Annotated in this window: 18 protein-coding genes; 12 read left to right on the forward strand and 6 right to left on the reverse strand. The window is 66.1% G+C overall.

Annotated elements, in window-relative coordinates; all coding sequences use genetic code 11:
• Positions 1-1,284 carry a hypothetical protein gene (locus tag ACZ5MJ_RS26545; RefSeq protein ID WP_464223893.1) on the forward strand — a complete coding sequence of 428 codons (1,284 nt, stop codon included), beginning with the start codon at positions 1-3 and terminating at the stop codon, positions 1,282-1,284.
• The gene (locus ACZ5MJ_RS26550) at positions 1,265-4,852 is read left to right on the forward strand and encodes an ImcF-related family protein (RefSeq protein ID WP_464223895.1); all 3,588 of its coding nucleotides are present in this window, start codon (positions 1,265-1,267) and stop codon (positions 4,850-4,852) included. The genes ACZ5MJ_RS26545 and ACZ5MJ_RS26550 overlap by 20 nt, the downstream gene beginning before the upstream one ends.
• Positions 4,853-4,966: 114 nt before the next feature.
• Here ACZ5MJ_RS26550 and ACZ5MJ_RS26555 read toward each other — a convergent pair whose 3' ends face one another.
• Positions 4,967-5,929, reverse strand: a complete 963-nt coding sequence (locus ACZ5MJ_RS26555; RefSeq protein WP_464223896.1) for a LysR family transcriptional regulator — start codon at positions 5,927-5,929, stop codon at positions 4,967-4,969.
• Positions 5,930-6,153: 224 nt separating this feature from the next.
• Here ACZ5MJ_RS26555 and ACZ5MJ_RS26560 point away from each other — a divergent pair, with 224 nt between their 5' ends.
• The 4 genes from ACZ5MJ_RS26560 (at position 6,154) to ACZ5MJ_RS26575 (ending at position 9,823) form a co-directional block, all read left to right on the forward strand.
• Positions 6,154-7,101: a hydroxymethylglutaryl-CoA lyase gene (locus ACZ5MJ_RS26560; RefSeq protein WP_464223897.1), complete on the forward strand. Its 948-nt coding sequence runs from the start codon at positions 6,154-6,156 to the stop codon at positions 7,099-7,101.
• Positions 7,102-7,109: 8 nt separating this feature from the next.
• Complete coding sequence (locus ACZ5MJ_RS26565; protein WP_464223898.1) at positions 7,110-8,270, forward strand: CaiB/BaiF CoA transferase family protein; 1,161 nt, start codon at positions 7,110-7,112, stop codon at positions 8,268-8,270.
• Positions 8,271-8,346: 76 nt separating this feature from the next.
• A complete protein-coding gene (locus tag ACZ5MJ_RS26570) occupies positions 8,347-9,339 on the forward strand; it encodes a tripartite tricarboxylate transporter substrate binding protein (RefSeq protein WP_464223900.1) in 993 nt (330 codons plus the stop codon).
• A gap of 103 nt (positions 9,340-9,442) precedes the next feature.
• Positions 9,443-9,823, forward strand: a complete 381-nt coding sequence (locus ACZ5MJ_RS26575; RefSeq protein ID WP_464223901.1) for a DUF427 domain-containing protein — start codon at positions 9,443-9,445, stop codon at positions 9,821-9,823.
• Between the two features lie 127 nt (positions 9,824-9,950).
• Here the strand turns inward: ACZ5MJ_RS26575 and ACZ5MJ_RS26580 are convergent, their stop codons facing one another.
• Both ACZ5MJ_RS26580 and ACZ5MJ_RS26585 read right to left on the reverse strand, forming a co-directional pair.
• The gene (locus ACZ5MJ_RS26580; RefSeq protein WP_464223902.1) at positions 9,951-12,113 is read right to left on the reverse strand and encodes a TonB-dependent siderophore receptor; all 2,163 of its coding nucleotides are present in this window, start codon (positions 12,111-12,113) and stop codon (positions 9,951-9,953) included.
• Positions 12,114-12,373: 260 nt separating this feature from the next.
• Positions 12,374-13,915 (reverse strand): amino acid permease, encoded by a 1,542-nt coding sequence (locus tag ACZ5MJ_RS26585; protein WP_464223903.1) that lies wholly within the window; start codon positions 13,913-13,915, stop codon positions 12,374-12,376.
• A 387-nt stretch (positions 13,916-14,302) separates the two neighbouring features.
• Here ACZ5MJ_RS26585 and ACZ5MJ_RS26590 point away from each other — a divergent pair, with 387 nt between their 5' ends.
• The 3 genes from ACZ5MJ_RS26590 (at position 14,303) to ACZ5MJ_RS26600 (ending at position 18,153) form a co-directional block, all read left to right on the forward strand.
• Positions 14,303-15,973: a phospholipase D family protein gene (locus tag ACZ5MJ_RS26590; protein WP_464223904.1), complete on the forward strand. Its 1,671-nt coding sequence runs from the start codon at positions 14,303-14,305 to the stop codon at positions 15,971-15,973.
• A gap of 88 nt (positions 15,974-16,061) precedes the next feature.
• Positions 16,062-17,147, forward strand: a complete 1,086-nt coding sequence (locus tag ACZ5MJ_RS26595; RefSeq protein WP_464223905.1) for a Zn-dependent alcohol dehydrogenase — start codon at positions 16,062-16,064, stop codon at positions 17,145-17,147.
• A 73-nt stretch (positions 17,148-17,220) separates the two neighbouring features.
• The gene (locus tag ACZ5MJ_RS26600) at positions 17,221-18,153 is read left to right on the forward strand and encodes a LysR family transcriptional regulator (RefSeq protein WP_464223906.1); all 933 of its coding nucleotides are present in this window, start codon (positions 17,221-17,223) and stop codon (positions 18,151-18,153) included.
• A gap of 29 nt (positions 18,154-18,182) precedes the next feature.
• Here the strand turns inward: ACZ5MJ_RS26600 and ACZ5MJ_RS26605 are convergent, their stop codons facing one another.
• Both ACZ5MJ_RS26605 and ACZ5MJ_RS26610 read right to left on the reverse strand, forming a co-directional pair.
• The gene (locus ACZ5MJ_RS26605) at positions 18,183-18,689 is read right to left on the reverse strand and encodes a DUF6630 family protein (RefSeq protein ID WP_464223907.1); all 507 of its coding nucleotides are present in this window, start codon (positions 18,687-18,689) and stop codon (positions 18,183-18,185) included.
• 26 nt (positions 18,690-18,715) lie between these two features.
• The gene (locus tag ACZ5MJ_RS26610; RefSeq protein ID WP_464223908.1) at positions 18,716-19,405 is read right to left on the reverse strand and encodes an ArsR/SmtB family transcription factor; all 690 of its coding nucleotides are present in this window, start codon (positions 19,403-19,405) and stop codon (positions 18,716-18,718) included.
• A gap of 456 nt (positions 19,406-19,861) precedes the next feature.
• On the opposite strand from ACZ5MJ_RS26610, the gene ACZ5MJ_RS26615 reads away from it, so the two are divergent.
• From ACZ5MJ_RS26615 to ACZ5MJ_RS26625, 3 genes are all read left to right on the forward strand, one after another.
• On the forward strand, positions 19,862-20,842 hold the full coding sequence (locus tag ACZ5MJ_RS26615) for a quinone oxidoreductase family protein (protein ID WP_464223909.1): 981 nt from the start codon (positions 19,862-19,864) through the stop codon (positions 20,840-20,842).
• Positions 20,843-20,959: 117 nt separating this feature from the next.
• Positions 20,960-22,027 (forward strand): beta-keto acid cleavage family enzyme, encoded by a 1,068-nt coding sequence (locus ACZ5MJ_RS26620; RefSeq protein ID WP_464223910.1) that lies wholly within the window; start codon positions 20,960-20,962, stop codon positions 22,025-22,027.
• 180 nt (positions 22,028-22,207) lie between these two features.
• Positions 22,208-23,203 (forward strand): Bug family tripartite tricarboxylate transporter substrate binding protein, encoded by a 996-nt coding sequence (locus tag ACZ5MJ_RS26625; protein ID WP_464223911.1) that lies wholly within the window; start codon positions 22,208-22,210, stop codon positions 23,201-23,203.
• 90 nt (positions 23,204-23,293) lie between these two features.
• On the opposite strand, the gene ACZ5MJ_RS26630 is transcribed toward ACZ5MJ_RS26625, so the two are convergent.
• On the reverse strand, positions 23,294-24,349 hold the full coding sequence (locus tag ACZ5MJ_RS26630) for an AraC family transcriptional regulator (RefSeq protein ID WP_464223912.1): 1,056 nt from the start codon (positions 24,347-24,349) through the stop codon (positions 23,294-23,296).
• Positions 24,350-24,407: the final 58 nt, after the last annotated feature.

Consider the following 24,407-nt stretch of genomic DNA (forward strand, 5'->3'; position numbering starts at 1 on the left):
ATGCCGATCGATTTGTCCCGGGGTGGTGAGGCGATTCCGTACCCGGCGCACGGTCTGCGCTTCTGGCCGTGGCTCGGTGTCTGGGCCTTGTGCGTTGTTGTAGGCGCGGCCATCGCCTTGTTGCTGTGGCCCGCAGGAGCGCCGGCACGCGGTGCCCAGTTCTGGTGGCGCATTGCTGGCATACCGAATGGCGTCTTTCTAATCCTGCTAGGCATCGTGCGCGTCGGATACGAAGTGCAGTGGCATCGCGCCCGTCATTGGAATGACCACAGGCAGGAATGGATCGACGCGCGTGTGCGCGAAGCACAGCGCCCGTTGCAGGTACTGGGGGTCAGCTATAGCCTGCCACTTCAGGGACACCGGGATCTCTCAAGCGCGTTGAATGCGGCAAAGCCTCTGGTAGATCAGCGGGCCTCGCGCACGACTGGAGGACTGAGCGCGCATAACCGGTTCAATGAGGATTCGCTGTCCGTCCTTCCACTGGAAGGCGACTCACCGGCCGGAGACCAACTGGACGAGCCTGTGCAGCAAACCTTCGAGACGGTCTCCACCATTGTCCTGAAAATGGTCGATGCGTTGGCTCCGCTCGCGGAGCACCTGCAGGTGTTGTCCCAGTATGGCCCTCGTCATGCCCCGGCGGTGCGTGTGTTGGCTCAGGCCGAAATGGCGACGATCCGCCTGAGCCAGGTGCAGGATGCGCTGGGCCGCATTGGCCTGGCGCATCTCGACTGCCGGACAGTATCGCCGTCCGATGCACTGATGGTTGCCGACGCGTGGCTCGACCTGCGCGAATGGCGGCCGCTGCTGGTGATTGCCGCTGAATGGCACGATGCCAGTCCTCCGGTCAACAGCGCGGAAGGGTGTGTTGCCGTATTGCTCAATCCAGGCTGTTTTCAGTTGCCCGAATCGGTGAAGGTACTCGGCTTACTCCATCGCCCTTATGCAGACGAAACTGGCTCGTTGGGCGATCTTGTTGTCAACGCGATCCGTTGGGGGAAAGCCGAACCCGCGGCGTTGCAGCGGGCATGGATGACCGGCCTGGGCGGCCAGCATGACACCGCGCTGCCCACTGTGCTAAATGCGGCATCGGTGGAGCAACTCAACGAGATGGAAGTCCAACGCCACGTGGATCGCATCATCGGCAATGTCGGCGCGGCCGATCCGTGGCTTTCCGCTGTGGCCGCCATCGAATCCCGCGATGCCGGCTCGCATCTCATCCTTGACCGTACCCAGGCAGCGGTCCTTCACGTCCTGACATCACCGTATGACGAACCCGAGCACTGATCCGAAGGCCGAGATAGCTACCTCGAAGCATTCCAGAACCATATCCCTGTGGGGTGGTCCCCTGCTCCTGGCAGGAACGGGAGCGTTGGCGGCCCTCGTTGTGTGGTTCCATGGCGAGTTCTTCGGCCTGATTTCGCGCGATGCCAGGATTACCGTGCTGCTGTGGATTCCCCTTGTGGTTGTCTTCGCCGTCCTTGTGTACCTGGTCGCCGTCCTGCTTGGTGCCGATCGGGCCGCGGCGCGGTGGTTCGCCCGCGATGCGGGTGAGGCACGCGCTCCATCGGGCAGAAGACCCCGGCGCGACGCCCGCCTGGAAGACCTGCGCCATGAGTTGCGCAGCGTGTTGGGCTGGCGCTGGCGTTCGCGCATGCCGTGGCTGATGCTTTGTGGCGATGAGGCGTCGATTGACGAACTCGCCCCCGGCCTGAAGCAGGCGGGTGTGTGGCGCTTGGAGGAAGCCGTTCTCGTCCATGCCTCACCTACCGGCATCGAGGCGGCCACATGGCTCAGGCAACTTCGGAGGCTGCGCCACCGTTGTCCGGTCGATGCCATGGTGCAAGTGGTATCCGGGAGCAATGCGGATGCACAGGAAACACCGGCGCTGCGTGCCCTGGCGGCGATCCAGGGTGAACTGGGCTGGGCTGCGCCGGTGATGTTCGTCCACGCCGTGAAGATGCAGGGCGCGCACCCGGGGGAATTTACGGCCATTGGCGCATTCCTGGATGAGACAAGGCATCGCACACGTGACGACGCGGCCGGCACCGTGCATGACTTGTTGGTATCGCTGGAGGCTCGCACCGCTGTGCTTGGCGTGCAATGGTGCGCCGAACCCAGAAATTCACCCTTCATTGCAAGAATCTCGGCCTACATCGGCGAGCACCGGGCTGGCGCCGTGAAGCGGTGGGCGGCATGGCAGGCATCGGCCTGGCGGCGTGCACCGCTGGCTGGCGTCATGTTCGCTCCGGTGTTCGCCACGCCTTCGATGCCGGTACCCGTGCCCGCAGAGGATGCTTCGACCGAAGTAGCCAGCCTGGCCGCCGCAATCCACGCGCCGGAGGAGACCGGCTTGCAACCGGCTACGCTAGTCGCGACCTGGCGAGAGATTGGCGGGCGTGCCGCAAGCTATCGTGCCCGCCGGATCGGGATACATCCGCTTACGGTCCTCACTGTACTTGCGCTGGCATCGGTCGTTCTTTGGGGCGCCGGCATGCTGGTATCCGGCCTGCGCAATACGCAAGACCTGCACGCTGTGCGGCAATCGATTCAGGACATGCAGGTGGCCTCCAATCCTGCCGAGCGCCTCAGGGCACTGCTCGCGCTGCAGCAACAGATCGAGCGCTTCGAGTACCGAACGCAGTATCACGCGCCGTTGCTGACCCGCTTCGGGTTGAATCGCGACCCGGAGGTGCTGGCCGCCCTGTGGAAGCCATACGCGCAAGCCAGTCGCCGGTTGCTGGTCATGCCGATCCAGGAGGCGCTGGAGGCGTCGCTGGCGGACCTCGCGCAGATGCGGACCGATTCGCTGGACGAGCAGACCAGCCGCTGGGCGTTGGGTGGCCACCAGGCGCTCAAGACCTACCTGATGCTCTCCAATCCCGAGCGCGCCGATGCAGCGTTCCTGGCTCCGCAACTGGCGCAGCACTGGTCCACGGAGGCGCGGATCACGCCAGGGGACCGGCAGGACCTTGCCGAACGCTTGCTCAACTTCTATGCCAATCATCTGAAGGCCAACCCGGCCTGGCACGTCCAGCCCCGCCCTGAACTGGTGGCCGGCGCGCGCCAGACTCTGCTGGCGGTCATCGGGCAACGCAACGCCGAGGAGACCGTCTACCAGGGCATCCTCACCGCGTTCGGAGAGCATGGCGGCAGCAAGTATCCCGATCAAAGCCTGGCATCGCTGTCCGCGGGTACCGATCCGCGAGAACTGCTGCGCAGCGCCGCCATCGTGCCCGCCGTGTTCACGCGTCAGGCTTACGAGGGCTATGTCGCCCCCGCGATCGAGACAGCTGCCAAGCGCAGCGAAATTGCCAGCGACTGGGTGCTGGCCGATGGCGAGCCGCAGGCGCAACCGACAACACGTCGCACCGCCGAGGCCTTGCAGGCGGCCCTGACCGAACAGTACTTCGCCGACTACGCGGACCGCTGGCAGGGTTTCATGAACAGTTTGCAGTGGGAGCCCGCGCCCACGCTGCCGAGCGCCATCGATCAGCTCAAGCTGATGGCGGATGCGCGCCAGTCGCCGGTGATTGCGCTGATGAAGGCACTGGAATACCAGGGCGGCGCCGGAGCTCGCAAGGAAACGATTTCCGACACCTTGGTCGAGAAGGCACAGAGCCTGCTGGGCAAGTCGGCGGAAACCGGCGTGATCAAGCCGGATGCGGCGGGGCCGCTTGGCGCTGCCTTCGGACCGGTACTGCGCCTGATGGGCCAGAGCCAATCCGTCAATCCCGGCGGCAACGGTGACCTGAGCCTGCAACGCTTCCTCGACCGGGCGACGGCGTTGCGCTTGCGCCTGCAGCAGGTCAGCAACAGTGCCGATGCCGATGCGCAAGCCCGCCAGATGGCGCAGGCGCTATTCCAGGGAAAGGGCTCGGAGCTGGCCGACACGCAAGCCTACGCGCAGCTGATGGCCGCCAGTCTTGGCGGCCAATGGGCTGGCATGGGCGAGACGCTGTTCGTGCGCCCGATCGCTCAAGCGACGCAGACCGTGCTGCAGCCCGCGCAGGCGAGCCTGAACGAGGCGTGGCGGCAGAGCATCGCAATGACGTGGGGCCGTGCATTTGCGGGACGCTATCCGTTCGCGGACAGCACCGACGATGCTTCGCTACCCGAACTGGCGCGCTTCCTGCGCCCGCAGAGCGGGCTGATCGGCGCCTTCCTTGGCACGCAACTGGCCGGGGTGCTGGAATTGCAGGGCGATCAATGGGTGCCAGTTGCTACCAGCGGCCAGGCACTGGCCTTCGATCCCGCCTTCCTCAAGGCGGTCAACATCCTGCAGCGCATCGCGGCGCACTTGCTGGCGCAAGGCCAGCCTGAATACCGCTTCGAGTTCCAGCCTGTCCCGACGCCGGGCCTGACCGATACGCTCCTGACCGTCGACGGGCAGAAGCTGCACTACTACAACCAGTGCGAGACCTGGCAGTCGATGACCTGGCCGGGTAATTCCCCGCAAGACCTGGGGACCCGTCTGCAATGGCACACCGAGAAAGCCGGGGTCAACAAGAGCTATGAATTCGGTGGCCGTTGGGGACTCGTGCGGATGCTGGAGCGCGCGCATATCGAGCCGCTGAGCAGTGCGACCTATCAGCTGACGTGGCAGGCCGTCCCGGACACAGTGACGTCGAAACCCGACCAAGGCGCAACGGACCCGGACAGCCTGACGGTACGCATCGCGAAGCTGCCTGCTGCAGCGGACATGACCTATCCCATCCGCTACCAGATGCGCACCGAGATTGGCCAGGGTCCGCTGGAGATGCTGGCGCTGCGGGGCTTTGTGTTGCCTGGCCGGATTCTTGCTGTCCGCGAGCCGCAGGCACCGGTGCATGCGGCCCCGCCCCAGCGCCGGTAGGTGGCACCCCGGCGGGGTCGGAATGCGGCGGTGGCAGGGCCGTCGAGCTTGCTCGCCCCGCGCCGGCTGGTGCGCGGCTCCGAGCGGTTGCTGACCTGTCGCGCCGGGCCGGCCCTATTGCCGACCTCGCCGCGGCTTGCGCACTGGCGCGGTGTCCGCAGGGGCGGCCGCCGCTTCCGCCGCCGCGGTCTGTTCAAGGAAGGCCACCAGCAGCCGCGCCGCCGGCGACAGCAGTTCCAGGTCGCGGAAGCAGATCGCAAAGCGGCGCCGCGCCCAGTCGTTGCGCAGCGGGATCACGCGCAGGCCGAAGGCGGACGCGATCGGCGCGGCGATCTCCGCCGGGATGATGGTGATGCCGAGGCTGGCACGCACGCAGCGCAACGCGGCGTCGAAGGTCGAGACCACCGCGCGGTAGGTGATGGCGCGCCCGAGGATGGCCGCATAGCGCGTCAGCATGGTCTGCACCGCGGTCTGGGCTGGCATGCCGATATGGTCGTAGTCCAGCGTGTCCTCGAACCGGCAGTCGGCGCCCTGCGCCAGCGGATGCGAGGCATGTACCACCGCAGCCAGATGGTCGGTGCGGTAGGGGCGGGTCTGGAAGCCTTCCAGGTCGGCGGCGTCCCAGCAGATGCCCAGCGGCGCCGAGCCCTCGCGCAATGCGCGCACCAGGTCGCTGCTCAGGCTTTCCTCGATGGTCACGCGCACGTCGCGGTTGGCCGGCTGCTGCAGGAAGGCGGCGATGTCGTCCGGCAGCGATTCGGCCATCGACGACACGGTGGCCAGCAGCCGCACCTGCCCGCGGATGCCCGTCCCGTAGTCGGCCATGTCGCGCGCGACGCGGTCCGCCGCGGCCAGCATGGCGCGCGCATGCGCCAGCACCATCTCGCCCGCGGGCGTGGGGATTACGCCGCGGCGGCGGCGCTCCAGCAGCGTCGCGCCGACTGTCTCTTCCAGTTGCGCCAGCCGCTTGCTGATGGCCGACGCCACGATGTGTTCCTGCTCGCCCGCGCGCGCCATGTTGCGGGTTTCGCAGACGGCGACGAACAGGCGCAGGGTGGTGAGGTCGAGGTCTCGCATTGGGGCCGCCGTAAGAGGATTGCATTTCCGGATTGGAATGGTAAGCCTGTTTTGCTACCCGCAATCATGCATCCGGGAAATCCTTGGCGGCGTCATGAGCCTTCAAGCAGACATTCCAGTTTGGAATGTTATCGTGCACAAATCACCGCTTCAGCTCTCGAACAGAAACTCATAGAGTTATCCCGTCGCCCCCAAGGCGGGGCGCAACCGGAAGCCGCTGAATCATGTCTGTTCCCTTTCCCCGCCACGCAGTCATCCGCGAAGTCGGATTGCGCGATGGCCTGCAAAGCATCCGCACCATCCTGCCCACGGCGAGCAAGGAAGCGTGGATCCGCGGCGCGTACGCTGCCGGTCTGCGTGAGCTGGAGGTGGGCTCGTTCGTGCCGGCGCACCTGCTGCCGCAGCTGGCGGATACCGCGCAGCTGGTCGCGTTCGCGCGCACGCTGCCGGGTCTGTTCGTCTCGGTGCTGGTGCCCAACCTGCGCGGCGCGCAGGATGCGCTGGCCAGCGGTGCCGACCTGATGATCGTGCCGCTGTCGGCCAGCCATGCGCACAGCCTGGCCAACCTGCGCAAGACGCCGGACGAGGTGGTGGCGGAAGTGGCGCGCATCCGCGCCGCGCGCGATGCCAGCGGTGCGAAGACGCTGATCGAAGGCGGTGTCGGCACCGCCTTTGGCTGCACGCTGCAGGGCCATGTCGATCCCGAAGAAGTGCTGCGCCTGATGCAGGCGCTGCTCGACGCCGGTGCCGACCGCGTCAGCCTGGCCGATACCGTTGGCTATGCCGATCCGCGCATGGTGCGCGAACTCTTTGCGCGTGCCATCGATATCGCCGGCGAGCGCTTCTGGTGCGGCCATTTCCACGATACGCGCGGGCTCGGCCTGGCCAACGTCTGTGCCGCGCTGGAAGTTGGCGTGACGCGCTTCGACGCCTGCCTGGCCGGCATCGGCGGCTGCCCGCATGCGCCCGGCGCCAGCGGCAATGTCACCACCGAAGACCTGGCCTACATGCTCGGCAGCATGGGCATTGGCACCGGTATCGATATCGGCCGCCTGCTCGCGCTGCGCGAAGACGTGGCGGCCTGGCTCAACGATGAAACCCTGCACGGCACGCTGTGGCGCGCGGGCCTGCCCAGGACGTTCCCGGTCCAGCCCGCTGGCGCCGCTGCCTGAGACACAAGATGACCCAAGACAGCAACAGCACCCCCCTGCCGCTCGCCGGCATCCGCGTGGTCGAATTCACGCATATGGTGATGGGCCCCACCTGCGGCATGATCCTGGCCGACCTGGGCGCCGAAGTGATCAAGGTCGAGCCGCCCGGCGGCGACAAGACGCGCAGCCTGCCGGGCCTGGGCATCGGCTTTTTCCGCGCCTTCAACCGCAACAAGAAGAGCGTGGTGCTGGATATCACCACCGACGAAGGGCGCGCCGCCGCGGCCGAGCTGGCGGGCCAGAGCGACGTGTTGCTGGAGAACTTCCGTCCCGGGCTGATGCAGAAGCTGGGGCTGGACTACCCGACGCTGTCGCGCGACTATCCGCACCTGATCTACGTCTCGCACAAGGGCTTCCTGCCCGGCCCGTACGAGAACCGGCTGGCGCTGGACGAGGTGGTGCAGATGATGGGCGGCCTGTCCTACATGACCGGCCCCAGCGGGCGGCCGTTGCGTGCCGGCACCTCGGTCAACGACATCATGGGCGGCATGTTCGGGGCTATCGGCGTGCTCGCCGCGCTGCGCGAACGCGACCGCACCGGGCGCGGCCAGGAGATCCAGAGTGCGCTGTTCGAGAACTGCGTGTTCCTGGCCTCGCAGCATATGCAGCAGTTTGCGATGACCGGCGAAGCGCCGCCGCCAATGCCGTCGCGCGTATCGGCGTGGAGTGTGTATGACGTCTTCACGCTGGCCGGCGACGAGCAGCTGTTTATCGGCGCGGTCAGCGACAAGCAGTTCGTCACGCTGTGCCAGGTGCTGGCGCATCCGGAGCTTCCCGGCAAGCCCGAGTACGCAACCAATGCCTCGCGCGTGGCGGTGCGCCCGCAACTGCTCGATGAGCTGGGCGCGATCCTGCGCCACCATCGCTCCGACGAACTGGCGCCGAAGCTCGAAGCCGCCGGCATCCCGTACGCGCCGATCGTGCGCCCGGACCAGTTGCTCGACGATCCGCACCTGCTTGCCAGCGGCGGGCTGGTGCCGATGCAGGCCGACGATGGCTCGACCACGCCCACGGTGCTGCTGCCGCTGCTGATGGGCGGGCGCCGCCCGGGCGTGCGCCGGCCGCTGCCCAGGGCCGGCGAGCACAACGAGGAAATCCTGTCGCAGCTCGGCCGGGGCCGCACCGGCTGAGCCGCGCTGTAACCGGCATGCCGCGGCACAGCGGCAGCCCATAAAGATCCTGCGATAACGATACGGAGACAACCCCATGCACCCCCGTCGCATCTTTCTCAAGTCAGGGCTGGCGCTGGCCGCCACCGTGGCCGCCGTGCTGGCGGCACCCGGCATCGGCGCGCTCGCGCAGGGAGGCGCCGGCAAGCCGGTGCGCCTGATCCTGCCGATCAGCGCCGGCTCCGGCGTGGACGCCATCGCGCGCGCGGCAGGGCCGGCGCTGGGCAAGGCCTTTGGCCAGCCGGTGGTGATCGAGAACCTGCCCGGCGCCGGCGGCATCACCGGCGCCGCGGCCGTGGTCAAGGCGTCGCCCGACGGCAGCACGCTGGGACTGGTCTCGAACAACCACGTCATCAACCCCAGCGTGTTCCGCACGATGCCGTTCGACGCGATCAAGGACATCACCCCGATCAGCGTGCTCGGCTCCACGCCGCTGGTGCTGGTGGTCAACCCCAAGGTGCCGGCAAAGAACGTGAAGGAACTGGTGGCGCTGCTCAAGGCGAAGCCCGACGGCTACAACTACGCATCGTCAGGCAATGGCACCATCATCCAGCTGGCCGCCGAGATGTTCCTGGAAGAGGCGGGCGCGAGCGCGCGCCACGTGCCGTACAAGGGCACCGGGCCGATGATGAACGACCTGATCGCCGGACAAGTGGAAATGGGCGTGGTTGCGCTCAACGCGGTGGCGCCGCACCTGAAGGCAGGCACGCTGCGCGCCATCGGCCTGTGCGGCGACAAGCGCTCGGCCGCCGCGCCGGACCTTCCCACCATCGCCGAACAAGGCTTGCCCCGCTACAACGTGGCCGGCTGGTTTGCCGTGGTGGGCCCCGCCGGCATGCCGCCGGCAGAGGTGAAGCGCGTGCATGACGCCTTCGCCAGGGCCTTCACCTCCCCCGAAGTGCTGGAAGCCATGAAGATGCAGGGCACCGTGGTCGACCCTGGCACGCCCGAGGCTGCCGCCAGCTTCTTCCGCAGCGAGGCTACGCGCTACGCCGCGCTGGTGAAACGGGCCAACGTCAAGGTCGAATAGCGGTGGGCTGGCTGGAGCATCGGGCCCGGCCTGCAGGCCGGGCGGCGAGCGCCTAGAATGCCAGCATCGCCCGCTGTGGCGATGCCCTGCAGGAGGACGTCCCATGACCGACAAGCCCGTCAAGATCCCCGGTCCCGATCACCCGATCACCATCACGCCGACAGCCGGCAGGGTCGTGGTCAAGGTGGCGGGCGTAACGATTGCCGACAGCGACGCCGCGCTGACCCTGGCCGAGGCGACCTACCCGCCAGTGCAATACATTCCGCGCGAGCATGTCGACATGGCGCAGCTTGAGCGCAGCGCGCACGCGACGTACTGCCCGTACAAGGGCGACTGCAGCTACTTTGATATCCCCGCCGGCGGCGAACGCTCGCGCAATGCGGTGTGGAGCTACGAGGCGCCTTACCCTGCGATGGCGGCGATCGCCTTGCACGTGGCCTTTTATCCGGACCGCGTCGACAGCATCGAGATCCTGGGCCTCTGACTTCGGGCCAAAGCGCCAGGCTCCGCTGCAGGTCAGCTACCTGCGGCGCCAGCCCGGTGCGGGGGCGGTGATGCTGAAGATGCTGCAAAAATCCGGCGCGATGCCGTCGGGCACGCTCAGGTGAGTCTCAATAGGCAATCCTCGCCGTCAGGCTCACGCTGCGCGGATCCGCGGGCTGGATGTAGTTCTCATACTGGGAGCCCCAGTAGCGCTTGTTGGTCACGTTGTTCAGGGCGGCGCGCAGCGTCAGGTCCTTGCCGGCGACGCGGGTGTTGTAGCTCGCGCCGAGATTGAATACCGTGTAGCCGCCGGCTTCGAGCGTATTGCCGGCGTTCAGCCTGGTATTGCCGGTGTACTTGCCGTCGACGCCAAGGCGCAGCCCCGGCACGAACGGCACGCGGTAGCTGATGCGCCCCGCCAGCACCAGGTCAGGCGCACCGGCGACGCGCTTGCCGCTGTTGGCCAGGCCCTTGTCGTAATACGAGTCCAGGTACATCGCGCTGGCGCCGAACTCCCATTGCGAGCCCAGGCGGTACACGCCGGCCAGCTCAAGGCCCTGGTAGATCGAGGTGCCATCCTGCCGGCGCGTCGGCACGCCGCCGCTGATGCTGTCGTACCCGGCGCCGCGCTCGATGCGGAAGGCGGCCGCGGTGGCGCTCCAGGCAGCCTGGTCGGCCTTGACGCCGATTTCATACTGCTTGCTGCGGATCGGGTTCAGGAGCTGGCGTGCGTTGGTGTATCCATCCGGCACGATCGAACCGGGCTCGAGCGCTTCCACATAGCTGGCATAGACCGTGGCCGCAGGCACGGGCTTGAACATCAGCGCCAGCGTGGGCGTGATCACGCCGTTCTTGCTGTAGCTGGAGCTCACTGGCATATAGCCGTTCTGCTCGAAGTTGGTCACGCGCAGGCCGGCCAGCACCGACCAGCGCTCGGTGAGCTGCACGGTGTCGCTGGCGAACACCGACTTCTGCGTGATGTCGCTGTTGCGCACCTTGTTGAAGGCGGTCGAGCTGTCATACGTGTTGGTGTTGGGCGCGAAGATATTGCCGGTGCCGATGACGGCGCCGAAGCCGTTGTTGTCATAGCGGTCGATCTGCTTCTGCCATGACAGCCCCGCCACCAGCTGGTGGCCGAACGGGCCGGTGCGGAATTTGCCCTCCAGCATCGCCTGCCATTGGCCCACCTGCTGGTTCTGCGCGGTGTCGTAGCGCTGGTCGTTGTAGTCGCCGGCCTGGTTCAGCAGGCCGTAGGTGCTTTCATTGCGGCTGCGGCTGACCTTGGTGAAGCTGTAGTTGGTGCTGACCGCCCAGTCCGGGTTGACCTGGTAGCGCAAGCCCGTGCTGTACAGCTGCAGGCTGGTGTTCAGGTGCTGGTCGGTGCCGGCAAAGTTGCCGATGCGCCCGGACACCGTGCCCGGCAGCGCCGTACCGCCATAGTTCCACAGGCTGAACGACGGCATCTGGCCGGTGGCGCGGCGGTCCTGGTAGACCGAGTCGAAAGTCCAGGTCAGGTCCCTGGTCAGGCGTGCGTCCAGGCCCAGCGACACGCTGTCGCGCCGGATATTGCGCGCGTTGTAGGGTGTGCCTTCCTCGTGCGTCACGTTCAGGCGGTAGCCAAACATATTGTCCGGGCCGGCGCGTCCGCCCAGGTCGACGTGCTCGCTCCAGACATTGGCGGCGCGGTAGCCCAGCTCAAACGCGGCGGTGAACGTATCCGTCGGCTTCTTGGTGACATAGTTGACGATGCCACCCGGCGTGGCAAAGCCATACATGAAGCCGGGCAGCCCTTTGAGCAGTTCCACCTGCTCCAGGTGCTCATACGGCAGCGTGATGCCGTAGGCCACGAACGGCAGCCCGTTGATCTTGAAGCCGTTCTGCCAGTCGATCTGCAGGCCGCGCACGCTCAGGTAGCTGGACCAGCTGTTGTAGCCGTTGCCGTTGTCGGTGACCGACGCATCCATCGTGAACACATCGCCCAGCTTGGCCACCTGGCGGTCGGCCAGGTCTTCGCCGGTAACGATGGTGGTGGAGTATGGGGTGTCGAGCTGCGTGCGCGAGCCCAGCGCGCCGGTGCTCGCCTTTTTCTCAAGCTGCAGGCCGGAATCGTCGACCGCCGAGGCGCTGACGGTTACCGCGGGCAGCGATTGCGCATCCGCTGGCACAGCGGCCTGCTGGGCCAGCGCGGCCGTTGCCGGAAAGCCGGCCAGCACGGCCAGTTGCGCCAGCACGGCGAGATGGCGGGGTTTGGGTGCGCGCGGGCACGGGGCGTGGATGACTTGACGGCTCATAGGCGGACAGCAGGAATCAGGCGGGCCTGCATGTAGATGTAAATACAAATGAGAAGCATTCGTATTTAAGAAAAGACTGAATGATGCCTAGAGTTACTGCGGGGGTCAAGATGTGGAGGTGGCGTGTTGTTGGGAAAGCCCCCTCTCCGCATGTGGGAGAGGGGAGCGTTCAGCGTCTGCTAAACACATGCGCCCTTGATGCGGTCCTTGCCGACGCGGCCCTCGGCCCATGCCGGTCATGAAGCGCCCGGGAGCGGCGCCTATTCACCGACCGCAGGAACCGCGGTGCGCGCCGGGTCAGCGTCGCGCCTGGCCGGCAGCGCCGGGAAGTGCATCTCGGCATAGGGCACGAAACGCGTCTTGCGCGCGATGCGGTAGCCCAGCCAGATCAGGAGGAAGATCGGGATGCCGATATAGGTGGCGGCCACGCTGACCCAGTCGATCTTGCCGCTGGTGAAGGCCTGGTAGTTCTGGCCCAGTGTGACGACCAGGCACAGCGCAAAGGCGAAGATCGGGCCATAGGGGAAGAACGGCGAGCGGTAAGGCAGCCGGTCCAGGTCCAGTCCGTGCGCGACAAAGCCCTTGCGGAAGCGATAGTGGCTGAGCGCGATGCCCAGCCAGGCGATAAAGCCGGTCATCCCTGACAGGCTCAGCAGCCACAGGTAGACCGACTTGCTTTCGAACAGCGAGGTGAGAAAGCACAGCGCGCCCACCGCGGTGGTGGCCAGCAGCGCCACCAGCGGCACGCCGTTGCGCGTGAGCCGCGCGAAGACGCGCGGCGCGCGGCCCTCGGTGGCCAGGTTGTACAGCATGCGGGTGGAGGCATACATGCCGGAGTTGCCCGCCGACAGCACTGCCGTCAGGATCACCGCGTTCATCACGCCGGCGGCAAAGGCCAGGCCCGCATGTCGGAACACCAGCGTGAACGGGCTGACGCCGACGGTCTGCACGTCGTTCTTGAGCAGGCTCGGGTCGGTATAGGGGATCAGGATGCCGATGATCAGGATCGCCAGCACATAGAACAGCAGGATGCGCCAGAACACCTGGCGCACCGCGCGCGGGATGTTCCTGGCGGGATCGGCCGATTCGCCGGCGGCCACGCCGATCAGCTCGGTGCCCTGGAACGAGAAGCCGGCGATCATGGCCACGCCGATCAGTGCCGGCAGGCCGCCGACAAAGGGCGCATCCCCGGTGGTCAGGTTGGCCAGCCCCTGCGTGGCCTGGGTGGCCGACAAGTCGCCGCGCAGGATGCCGAAGATCATCAGTGTGCCGATGCCGATAAAGGCGATCACCGTCACCACCTTGACCAGCGCGCACCAGTATTCGGCCTCGCCGAAGCCGCGCACCGAGATCGCATTGAGCAGGAACATCAGGCCCAGGAACAGCGCGCTCCAAAGTACGCCGGGTGTATCGGGGAACCAGTACTGCATCACCAGCTGGGCCGCGGCCAGTTCCACCGCGATGGTCACCGCCCAGTTGTACCAGTAGTTCCAGCCGAGCGCGAAACCGAAGCCTTCATCGACATAGCGCGCGCCATAGGTGGCGAACGAGCCCGACACCGGCATATAGGCCGCCAGCTCGCCCAGGCTGGTCATCAGGAAATAGACCATCGCCCCGATCAGGATATAGGCGGCCAGCGCGCCGCCGGGGCCGGCCTGCGCGATGGTGGCGCCCGAGGCCACGAACAGTCCCGTGCCGATCGAGCCGCCGATGGCGATCATGGTGAGATGGCGTGCGCGCAGGGTGCGGCGCAGCGTCGGCGCGGGCGCGCCGGAGGAGGAGGGGGAAGATTGGGTTGACATCAGGATCCGGTCTGGGCGCGCGCCGTGCAAAACGGGCGCGAAGGCGCGCAACTATGCCGGCATCGCCAGGCGGCCGCAAGCTGCGCCGGACCGCCTGCCGCACGGGTCGCGCCAGATGGCGCTACGCCTCGTCCCGATGCTACCGGCCGGTACAGGGGCGGCATCATAAGAGAAATCGCTGTGCAGGGAAAGCCGCTGCGCTGGCCGCGTGCACACCTGATGTGCGGAATTCAGTGCACCGTCCGATGCGACGCGGTCTGCCACGGATGCCGTGTAGGACAAAGACCCGGAGCGGAACAGGAATGGCACCGCTGCCGGGGCCAGTGCGCGCCGTATATCGTGCGAAGTAGCACGCCCCATCCCATCCCGCGCAGGGAGACTCCACGGATGTTCCATACGCTCCGCCAAGTACCGTTCGACACCCGGCCGCGCGGCGCCAGCCTGAGAGCCAGTCTGAGCCGTGGCCGGCGTTGGTTCGCGGCGGTCCTGATGGGGCCTGTGCTTGCGGCTGCGCTACTGGCCGGCTGCGCCAGCCTGCCGGCGTCGGCGCAGCGCACGCCCTCGACCGCCCTGGCCGATACCAATGACACCGCGCTGGGCAAGGTGCTGGCGCCGCGCCTGGCGCAGCGCCCCGGCGAGTCGCTGTTCTATCCGTTGTCGTCCGGACCTGGTGCGCTGGCCGCGCGCCTGGCCATGGCGCGCGCCGCGCAGCGCAGCCTGGACCTGCAGACCTATATCTTCGAAACCACCGGCACCGGCGCCGCCGTGCTGGGCGATATCCTCGACGCCGCCGACCGCGGCGTGCGCGTGCGGCTGCTGCTGGACGACCTGCACACGGACGGCATGGACAAGATCCTGTCGGCCATCGATTCGCATCCCAATATCGAGGTGCGTCTGTTCAACCCCTTTGCCAATCGCAGCATACGCTGGCCGGAAATGCTGGCCGGCTTCAAGCGGCTGGACCGGCGCATGCACAACAAGTCGATGACGGTGGACAACCAGATGTCGCTGGTGGGCGGGCGCAATATCGGCGATGCCTACTTCTCCGCGCGTAGCGACATGGATTTCAGCGACCTCGACGTGCTGATTGCCGGACCGGCCGTGCCGCAGGTGTCGGCCGTGTTCGACGAGTACTGGAACGACCCGTCGTCGTACCCGGTGGTGGCGCTGATCCCCGCAGGCAAGGAGGCGCCGGTGGAGACGCGCAGCCGGCGCAAGGGCCTGGCCGCGCGCGGCGACGAGGCCGTCGCCAGCCCCTACGTGCAGGAGTTGCTGGAGTCGGGCCTGGCCCGGGCGATCGAGAGCGGCCATATGCCCGGCTATAGCGGCAAGGCCGTGGTGGTGGCCGACAAGGCTGCCAAGATCACGCACCAGACCGACGACGATCCCGGGGGTGCCACCGCCCGGCTCGAGAAGATGATTGGCAGCGCACAGAAGGAAGTGCTGCTGATCTCGCCGTACTTCGTGCCGGACGACGACGGCGAGGCCTGGCTGATCGCGCTGGCAAAGCGCGGCATCCGCGTGCGTATCCTGACCAACTCGTTTGCCGCCACCGATGTCAGCGCGGTGCATGCGGGCTATGCGCCGCACCGGCTGGCGCTGGTGGCCGCGGGTGTCGAGCTGTACGAACTCAAGCCCAGCGCCTACGCCGAACTGGCAAACCGCGGCAAGGCCGCACGCGGCTCGCGCTCGCGCTGGTGGCTGTCGTCCAGCCGCGCCATGCTGCATGCCAAGAACTACATCGTCGACCGGCGCCTGGTATTTATCGGCTCGCTCAACATGGACCCGCGCTCGGCCAGGCTCAATACCGAGATGGGCATTGTGCTGGACAGCCAGGCACTGGCCGAGCGCATGATCAAGTCCACCGAGGACGTGCTGCTCGACATGGCTTACCGGGTCGGACTGCAGACCGATGGCGACGGCGGCAACCGGCGCCTGACCTGGACCACGCGCGAGAAAGGCCAGCTCGTGGTCTACGACAGCGAACCCGGGATGGGCCCGCTGCAGCATCTGGGCATCGGCGTGTTACGTGCGCTACCGATCAAGGAAGAGCTGTAAACGGGTCCGCAGCGTGGCCCCGCGGCTTTCCTTGACCCCCGTTTGGGGGTAAGGTTTTCCGCACTGTCGCCTGCTTCAGAGAACGCCCATGAAAGCTGCCGTTTTGCGTCACCCCAAGGACCCGCTGGTGATCGAAGACGTTGCCATCGGAAAGCCCGGCCCGCGTGAGGTGCTGGTGCGTACCGCCGCCGTGGGCGTGTGCCACACGGACCTGCATTTCCTCGATGGCGCCTACCCGCACCGGATGCCGGCCATCCTCGGCCACGAGGCCGCGGGCGTGGTCGAGCAGGTCGGCGCCGAGGTGCGCACGGTCAAGCCCGGCGACCATGTGATCACCTGCCTGTCGGCGTACTGCGGCCATTGTGAGCACTGCCTGACCGGCCACTTGTCATTGTGCGCAGAACCCGATACCCGGCGCCGCCAGGGCGAGGAGCCGCGTCTGATGGCGAGCCATGGCAAGACCATGCACCAGTTCCTGAACCTGTCGGCGTTCGCGGAACAGATGTTGATCCATGAGCACGCGCTGGTGGCGATCCGGCGTGACATGCCGCTGGACCGCGCCGCGCTGATCGGGTGCGCGGTGACCACCGGCATGGGGGCGGTGATCCATACCGCGAAGGTGCAGCCGGGCGAGACCGTTGCCGTGATCGGCTGCGGCGGCATCGGGCTGGCCACGGTCAACAGCGCTGCCATCGCCGGTGCCGGGCGCATCATCGCCATCGACCGGGTGCCGGCCAAGCTGGAACTGGCGCGCAAGTTCGGCGCCACCGACGTGATCGATGCGGGCCATGTCAATGTGCTGGAGGCGGTACGCACGCTGGTCGAGGGCGGCGTGCACCATGCCATCGAAGCTGTCGGCCTGAAGGAGACCACCGAGCAGGCCTTTGCCATGCTGCGCCGTGGCGGCACCGCAACGGTCATCGGCATGATCGCACCGGGGGTCAAGATCGAGCTGTACGGCAGCGACTTCCTCGGCGAGAAGCGCATCCAGGGCTCGGCGATGGGCTCCAACCGCTTCCCCGTGGACATGCCGCGCATGGTCGATTTCTACATGGCCGGCCGCCTGCACCTGGACGAACTGATCGCGCAGCGCCTGCCGCTGGAGCGCATCAACGATGCCTTCGACGAACTGCGCCGCGGCGAACTGGCGCGCTCGGTGATCATGTTCGACTAGGCGCCCTCCGGGGCGGTGCGCCATTGTTCGCCCTGTGGGACAATCGCGGCGCACCGCAATCACGAGGCGCCGCATGAAGACGATCGAATGGAAGGACTGGGAGATTTTCTGCCGCGTGGTGGAAGGCGGCGGCTTTACCCAGGGAGCCGAACTGGCCGAGGTGCCCAAGTCTTCGGCCAGCGCCGCGGTGGCGCGGCTGGAAAGCCAGCTCGGCGTGCGCCTGTTCGAGCGCACCACGCGCCGCGTGCGCGTGACCGAACGCGGCCAGCGGCTGTACGAACGCGTGGCGCCGCTGTTTGCCCAGCTGCATGAAATCAGCGCCGAGGCCGCCTCGGACAGCGCCGAAGTCAGCGGCCTGCTGCGCATCTCCACGCCGTACGAGGTCGGCTCCCAGCATCTGTCCGAAAGCCTGACGCGCGTGCTGCGCGCCCACCCGGGCCTGCGCGTGCAGGTCGATGTCAGCTGGGACCAGCCCGACCTGATCCGCCATGGCTACGACCTGGCGTTCGTGATGACCGACACCGCGTTGCACGATACCTCGTTTGCCAGCAAGCGCGTGGTGCTGATCGAACGCGCCTTCTATGCCGCGCCGGCACTGATCAAGGCGCGCGGGCTGCCGCGCACGCCGCAGGACCTGCTGGGCTGGCCCACGCTGGGCAACGCCGATGACCGGCACTGGGAGTTCCTGCGCGATGGCGTGGAGATTGCCCGCCTGGATGTCGAGCCGCGCATCGGCACCCATAACGCCGAGCTGCGGCTCAAGGCGGCGCTCGACGGGCTGGGCGTGACGCGGCTGTCGCCGCGCTTCGTGCAGGATGCGGTCGGGCAGGGGCAACTGGTGCGCGTGCTGCCGGGCTGTGCCTCGTCGCCGCTGAAGGTCTATGTGCTGATGCCGGCGCGCAAGCATATGCCGGCCAGCGTGCGGGTGCTGCTGGACGTGCTGGAGCAGACGCTGGGGGTGCCGGAGGCGCGGCGCCCGGCCGGCAAGCGGCGCGAGAGCGCCTAGCCGTTGCGCCGTCCGCTCCCGGGCACCGGTCAGTAAGGCTGCTCGGCCGGCCGCACGTCAAAGTGCAGGACCTCGGCCAGATCCAGCATCTCCTCATCGTCCTCGCTGCGCGTGATCCAGCCACCGTAGGCATCGCCGCCCGTGTCCCAGTTCCACAGCGTATAGCCGGCCACGCGCAGCTGGTTGTGCGCCAGCTCCATCAGCTCCGGCACGCTGGTGCTGTCCAGGAAGGCCTCGTCCTCGGGGTCGTCGCTGCCCCAGTCGATCTCCAGGTCCATCCGTTCGCACAGCTGGTTCAGGCAGCCGATAAAGGACTGGGCATCCTTCCAGTCGACAAAGAACCCGGACTGCCAGTCGATGACCTCGCGGATCACCCACAGCAGTTCCTGGCCATCGGTGTCATCGTCCTCGGCATCGAGCAGGGCATCTTCAAACATCGACAGCTGCGCCGAGGTCTGTGCGCTGTCGCCAAGGTTGATCAGGGCGAAGAAACGCGCAATCGCGTCCTGCGTGTCGTCGTCCAATGGTGTGGCCATCTTTTTTCTCCGTTTTCTGCGGTGTCCTATGCCGCGATGCGCATGATCTCGCGTTGGCCCGCCGGTGTCACGCGCAACGCGCGCGAGGTGCGCGTGGGCTCGACCCAGCCGCGCGCCAGCAGGTTGCCCAGCAACGCCGCGCCCAACGCGCCGCCCAGGTGCGGCTTGCGCTCGCTCCAGTCCGGGCAGGTGCAGGCGAACTGCCGCCGCTTGCGCCGGGCCGCCTCCACGTCCACGCCAAGTCCCGCCAGCGCCTGCGCGCCGTCGCCGCTCAGAGCCACGCGCGGTCCGTCCAGCATCAGCCAGCCTGAATGCGTCATCCGCTCGAACAGGCCCACGGCCAGCTCGCCCGCAAGGTGGTCATAACAGGTGCGGGCCTGGCGCAGCGCCGGCGGCGCCGTGCGCGACACCGGCACGTCGCGCAGCCGCGGCGGCCGGCTGGCCAGCGACGCCGACGCCAGCGCCTCGATCGCCACGCCGATCTCCGGCGCCGCCAGGCGGTAGTAGCGGTTGCGCCCACGCGTCTCGGCCACCAGCAGGCCGCCTTCGGCCAGCCGCGCCAGGTGTCCGCTGGTGGAAGAGGCCGACAGCCCGGCGATCAGCGCCAGCTCGCCGGCGGGCCGCGCACTGCCATCCATCAGCGCCCACAGCATGGCCGCGCGGCCAGGATCGGCGAGCAGGCCGGCGAGCTGGCTGATGCCGGGGGTGTAATCCATGCTTTGGCTCCGGATGAAATGTGTCATGCGGAGTATAGGCGGTGGACTGCGCATGTGCACAGCGCGCTCTGGCGTTGCCATCCGAACCAAAGCTGCGGAAGTCGACGATCCAGTGCACCCGCGCCGGTGGCGCCTTGTCATAAAGAGGAAAGCTCAAGGCGTGCCAGGGCAAGCGGAAACTGGCGCCAGGCCAGATGATGCAATCGTCGCGAAGGACACTCCGACATCAACCGGTTAGAGGAGATACCAATGCCTTTCTGGATGACTCTCTTCTGCCTGAGAACCCGCTTCAGCATGCTTGCTGACGGGGACAGGCTACAGCCGGCTATGTGGTGCCGCCTGCAGCAAATCTTCTGCAGCCGGATCAGCTGAATCTCCACGCTGGTTTGTCCTTTGCCCAGCTCAAGCGGCAAGCACGCAGGTGCGCCGTCAATTCATTAGAGAACAGGAGACGACATGGCGAAAGTCGTTAGGATTTACGAAGCAGGTGGGCCCGACGTCCTCCGTTTTGAGGACGCAAGTGTGGGTGACCCGGGACCGGGGGAGGTCCGCGTCCGTCACGTGGCCGTAGGTCTGAATTTTGCTGACACCTACTTCCGCAGCGGCACTTACAAGATTCCGCTGCCAAGCGGCATCGGCAACGAAGCCGCCGGCGTGATCGAGGCCGTCGGTGCCGGCGTGACTCATCTGGCAGTCGGCGACCGCGTGACCTACACGGGCTTTACCAACACGCTGGGCGCCTACAGCACTGAGCGGCTGATCTCCGCCGATCCGCTGATCAAGCTGCCGGAGGCAATCAGTTGCGAGGTCGCGGCGGCCATGACCATGAGGGGCTTGTCAGCCGCCTACCTGCTGCGCCGGATCTGGCCGCTCAAGGCGGGCGATGCCGTGCTGCTGCATGCCGCGGCGGGTGGTGTCGGCCTGATCGTTTCGCAATGGGCCAAGCTGCTGGGGCTGACCGTGATCGGAACGGTTTCCACCGATGCCAAGGCCGAAGTGGCGCGTGCCCATGGCTGCGACCACACGATCAATTACAGCCATGAGGACGTGGCAAAGCGCGTGCGGGAACTGACGGATGGCGCAGGGGTGTCCGTGGTCTACGACAGCGTGGGCAAGAACACCTTCATGTCCTCGCTGGACTCCCTCAAGCGCCGCGGCCTGCTGGTGTGCGTGGGTTTCGCCTCCGGCCCGGTCACCGGGTTCGATCCGGCAATTCTGGCCCGCAAAGGCTCGGCATACCTGACCCGCCCGGGCCTGGCCGACTATATCGCCGATCCTGCCGAGAAGGCGGAACTGGTCGGCGAGCTGTTCGGCCATGTGGCCGCAGGCCGCATCCGCATCGGGGTCAATCAGCGCTATGCCCTGGAGGATGCCGTGCAGGCACATCGGGACCTCGAGGCACGAAAGACCACCGGCTCGTCCATCTTCGTGATTTGACCTGAGCTGGCAGTGGGATCCGGTTGTTCAGGATCCGCTGCCGCGGGCGCGCGAAGCAGCTTTCTCATTTAGTTCCACATTCCCAATATTTGCATCTCAACTTGGAGATCCATCACCATGAACTTCCTTGACGGCCACCTGTATCCCGAGAACCAGCAGCCGCTGATCATCACCGCCGCTCCCTATGCGCCGGGCTGGATTCCCTCGGACTTTCCGGAGGATATCCCTGTCACCATGGCGGATCAGATCCAGAAGGCCGTGGATTGCTACGAAGCCGGTGCGAGAGTGCTGCATCTGCACGTGCGTGAGCCGGATGGCAAGGGCAGCAAGCGCCTGTCGATGTTCAATGAGCTGATCGCCGGGGTGCGCGCCGCCTGTCCGGAAATGGTCATCCAGGTGGGGGGCTCCATCAGCTTCGCGCCGGAAGAAGGCCAGGCCGCCAAATGGCTTAGCGATGACACGCGCCATATGCTGGCCGAGCTCGATCCGAAGCCCGACCAGGTGACGGTGACCGTCAACACCACGCAGATGAATGTCACGGAGCATGCCGGGCTGGATGACTTCAAGGGTGTTTCGCGGGGCTTCCCGCACCTCTACGATACCTACAAGGACATGATCGTGCCCTCGAATCCCAGCTGGGCCGAGGAGCACATCCGACGACTGACGGCGGCCGGAATCCAGAGTGAGTTTCAGTGCTACAACATCAACAGCTTTGAAACGATCGAGCGGATGATTCGCCGCGGCGTCTACAAAGGGCCGCTGGTGATGAACTGGGTGGCTATCAGCGGCGGCATGGATCAGGCGAACATCTACAACCTCGCAAACATGCTGCGTGCTGTGCCGGACGGGGCCGTGCTGACGGTGGAGAGTTCGGTGCTGAATGTGCTGCCCATCAACATGATCGGCATGGCCTTGGGCCTGCATGTGCGGTGTGGCATCGAGGACGTACTCTGGAACCAGACCCGCACGGGCAAGGCGAGCACCGTCGAGCAGATCAAGCAACTGGTGCGAATCGCCGGCGAATTTGGCCGCCCCATCGCGACGGCGCAGCAGACGCGAGAGATCCTGAAGCTCGGGGTCTTCTACGACACCGTCGAAGAGACGCTGCAGGCCAACGGCTTCTCGCCCAATCGTAACGGCGGCCACCAGGGATTCCTCAAGAAGCCAGAAAATCTGGCCGCCTGAAGCTGGCCAACGGATCGTAGCGCTAGCCAAAGCCGGAGGCTGAGAGGCTGACTTCGCCCTCGCTTCATGCAGTTCTCAGCCAACGGCTCACACGGCTTTCTTGCCCTGCTACCGGGGCAACGCACGTGAGCAGGGCACCGGTAGAGAGATCGTCAACAAAACAAATACATGGGGATGACAATGGCGTTAGGAATGAAAAAGCTGGTTGCGGTCACGCTGGGTACGGGAGCGCTTCTGGCCTTATGCGCTTCAGGGTGGGTGCAGGCGGAGGAAGCCTGGCCCACGCGCCCGATCCAGATGATCGTGGCGTCGTCGGCAGGATCAGGAACCGATGCCCTGGCACGTGTGATGGCGCAACGCCTGACCGCAGTATTGAAGCAACCAGTCGTGATTGAAAACCGGCCAGGCGGTAGCGGAGTCATCGGGACAAACGCTGTTGTCAAGGCGCCGGCCGACGGCTATACGATTCTTTACACCACGGCATCGAACCAGGTCATCGCCCCTGCCGTTCTGAAGACCATCCCGTATGATCCGAAGAAGAGCCTTGTCCCGATCGCCGAGACGGCCGAGGGTGGCGTGATATTGCTGGTGAGCAATGATCTGCCAGTCCGCAACCTGCAGGAGCTTATCCAGCTGGTGAAGGCCAATCCGGACAAGTACAGCTACGCTAGCTGGGCCACGGGATCTTCAGGGCAGCTGACCATGGAATGGCTCAAGAAGCAGACCGGCATGAAGACCGATCACGTCGCATATCGGACCTCGAATCAGCTATTGACGGACCTTTCCTCAGGGGTCGTGAAAATCGGCTGGACCGATCCGGCCGCGCCCGTTCCCTTCCTGCGTTCCGGTAAGGTCCGCGCCATTGCCATTACCGGCAATGTGCGCGCGCCGCAGCTGCCTGAAGTCAAGACCATGGGTGAACAGGGCTATAAGTTCGATACGGTGGGCTGGTTCGGCATGTTCGCGCCGGCGGGAACCAACCCGGCGATCGTGAAGCGGCTGGCCGATGAGGTCAACAAGGTCCAAACGTCCCCTGAGCTCGCCGCCATGCTGAAAACCATGAACTTTGGGCCGCCGCCTGTGAAGACCTCGGTGCAGTTCGGCGAAACTGTCAACCAGGATCTGCAGGTCTGGTCGAAGATCGCGGCCGATGCAAAGATCCGGCTGGATGATTGAATCGGGCTGCGCACGGGGGCGCTGCCAACCAGCTGGTGGCGAGGTAAAACTGCAGCAGGTGAGGTTCCCCCGAAATCGGTTCAGGCAGGGTTATGCCCTGCTGGCCCGCGAAGGTGCTGTCTGTCGTGCTGTCTGCCGGCGCACGGTGCCGCTTGCGGCCCGGCTCGCCTTGGGGCTGCAACCGAATTGCGCGTGATACCAGCGCGAGAATCCGCTTAGCGCGGAGAAGCCGAGCAGGGTCGCCACCTCGGTCAACGGACGATCGCTCTCGATGACATGACGCGTCGCGAGCTCCGTGCGGACTTCGTTTACGATCGACGAGAAGCTCTGCCCCTGTTCTGCCAGCCGGCGCTGAACCGTGCGGCACACCACGCCCAGGTTCTCGGCCACCTGTTCGATGCTGCAGCGCCCACTGGGCAACAGCAACAGGATCGTGCGCCGCACGTCCTCAAGCATCGTTGCCTGCTGCGGCATGGGAGACTTGTCTATCAGCTGCTGCGCGTAGCGCACCATGGCCGGATCGGCCCACGGGTTGCGCGCATCGAGATCGGCCTTCGCGCAGATGATCCCGTTGAAGTCACAATCGAATTCGATGTGAGGGCCAAAAAACCGTTGGTGCACACCAAGGTCGCGTGGCGCCGGGTGCTCGAAGCATACGCGCTGCGGCTGCCAGTCGGGCTTCAGGAGCTGGCGTATCAGCCGCACCATGACCCCTAACGCCAGTTCAACCCTCTGGCGAGTTGGCTGATGTGCGCTGCCAGCTATCAGCGCCTCGCGGATAATGACCAGGTCACCACATTCCTCGATCGCGAGCGACTGCGCACCGTTGAGCATTGGCTGGTAGCGCATCAGCATGCCAAGCGAGTCGCGTAGCGTCGCCTGGTCGCGGACCAGCATTCCTACCGCCCCGAGATTGGACAACAGGCGCGACTCGGCCATGCACAACCCGAAACTCTCATTGCCCGACATGTCTGCGGAGGCCTGGAGCAGGCGTCCGAAACGCTCGACCGGAATCATGAGGTCCGGCTCGCGAAGCACGCTCGGGCTGATCCCTGCGTCAAACATCATCCGCACCGGATCCAGCCCGGCAGCACGAGCGACCTCACTGTAGTTGGTCAGGGCTGCGGCGCGGACAAGTAACGACATCGGAATCTGACACGAAAAATTGACAGTTCATGATAAGTGCCTGTCATGTATTGTCAAG

It is taken from the genome of Cupriavidus sp. LA-1 (genome assembly GCF_055385985.1).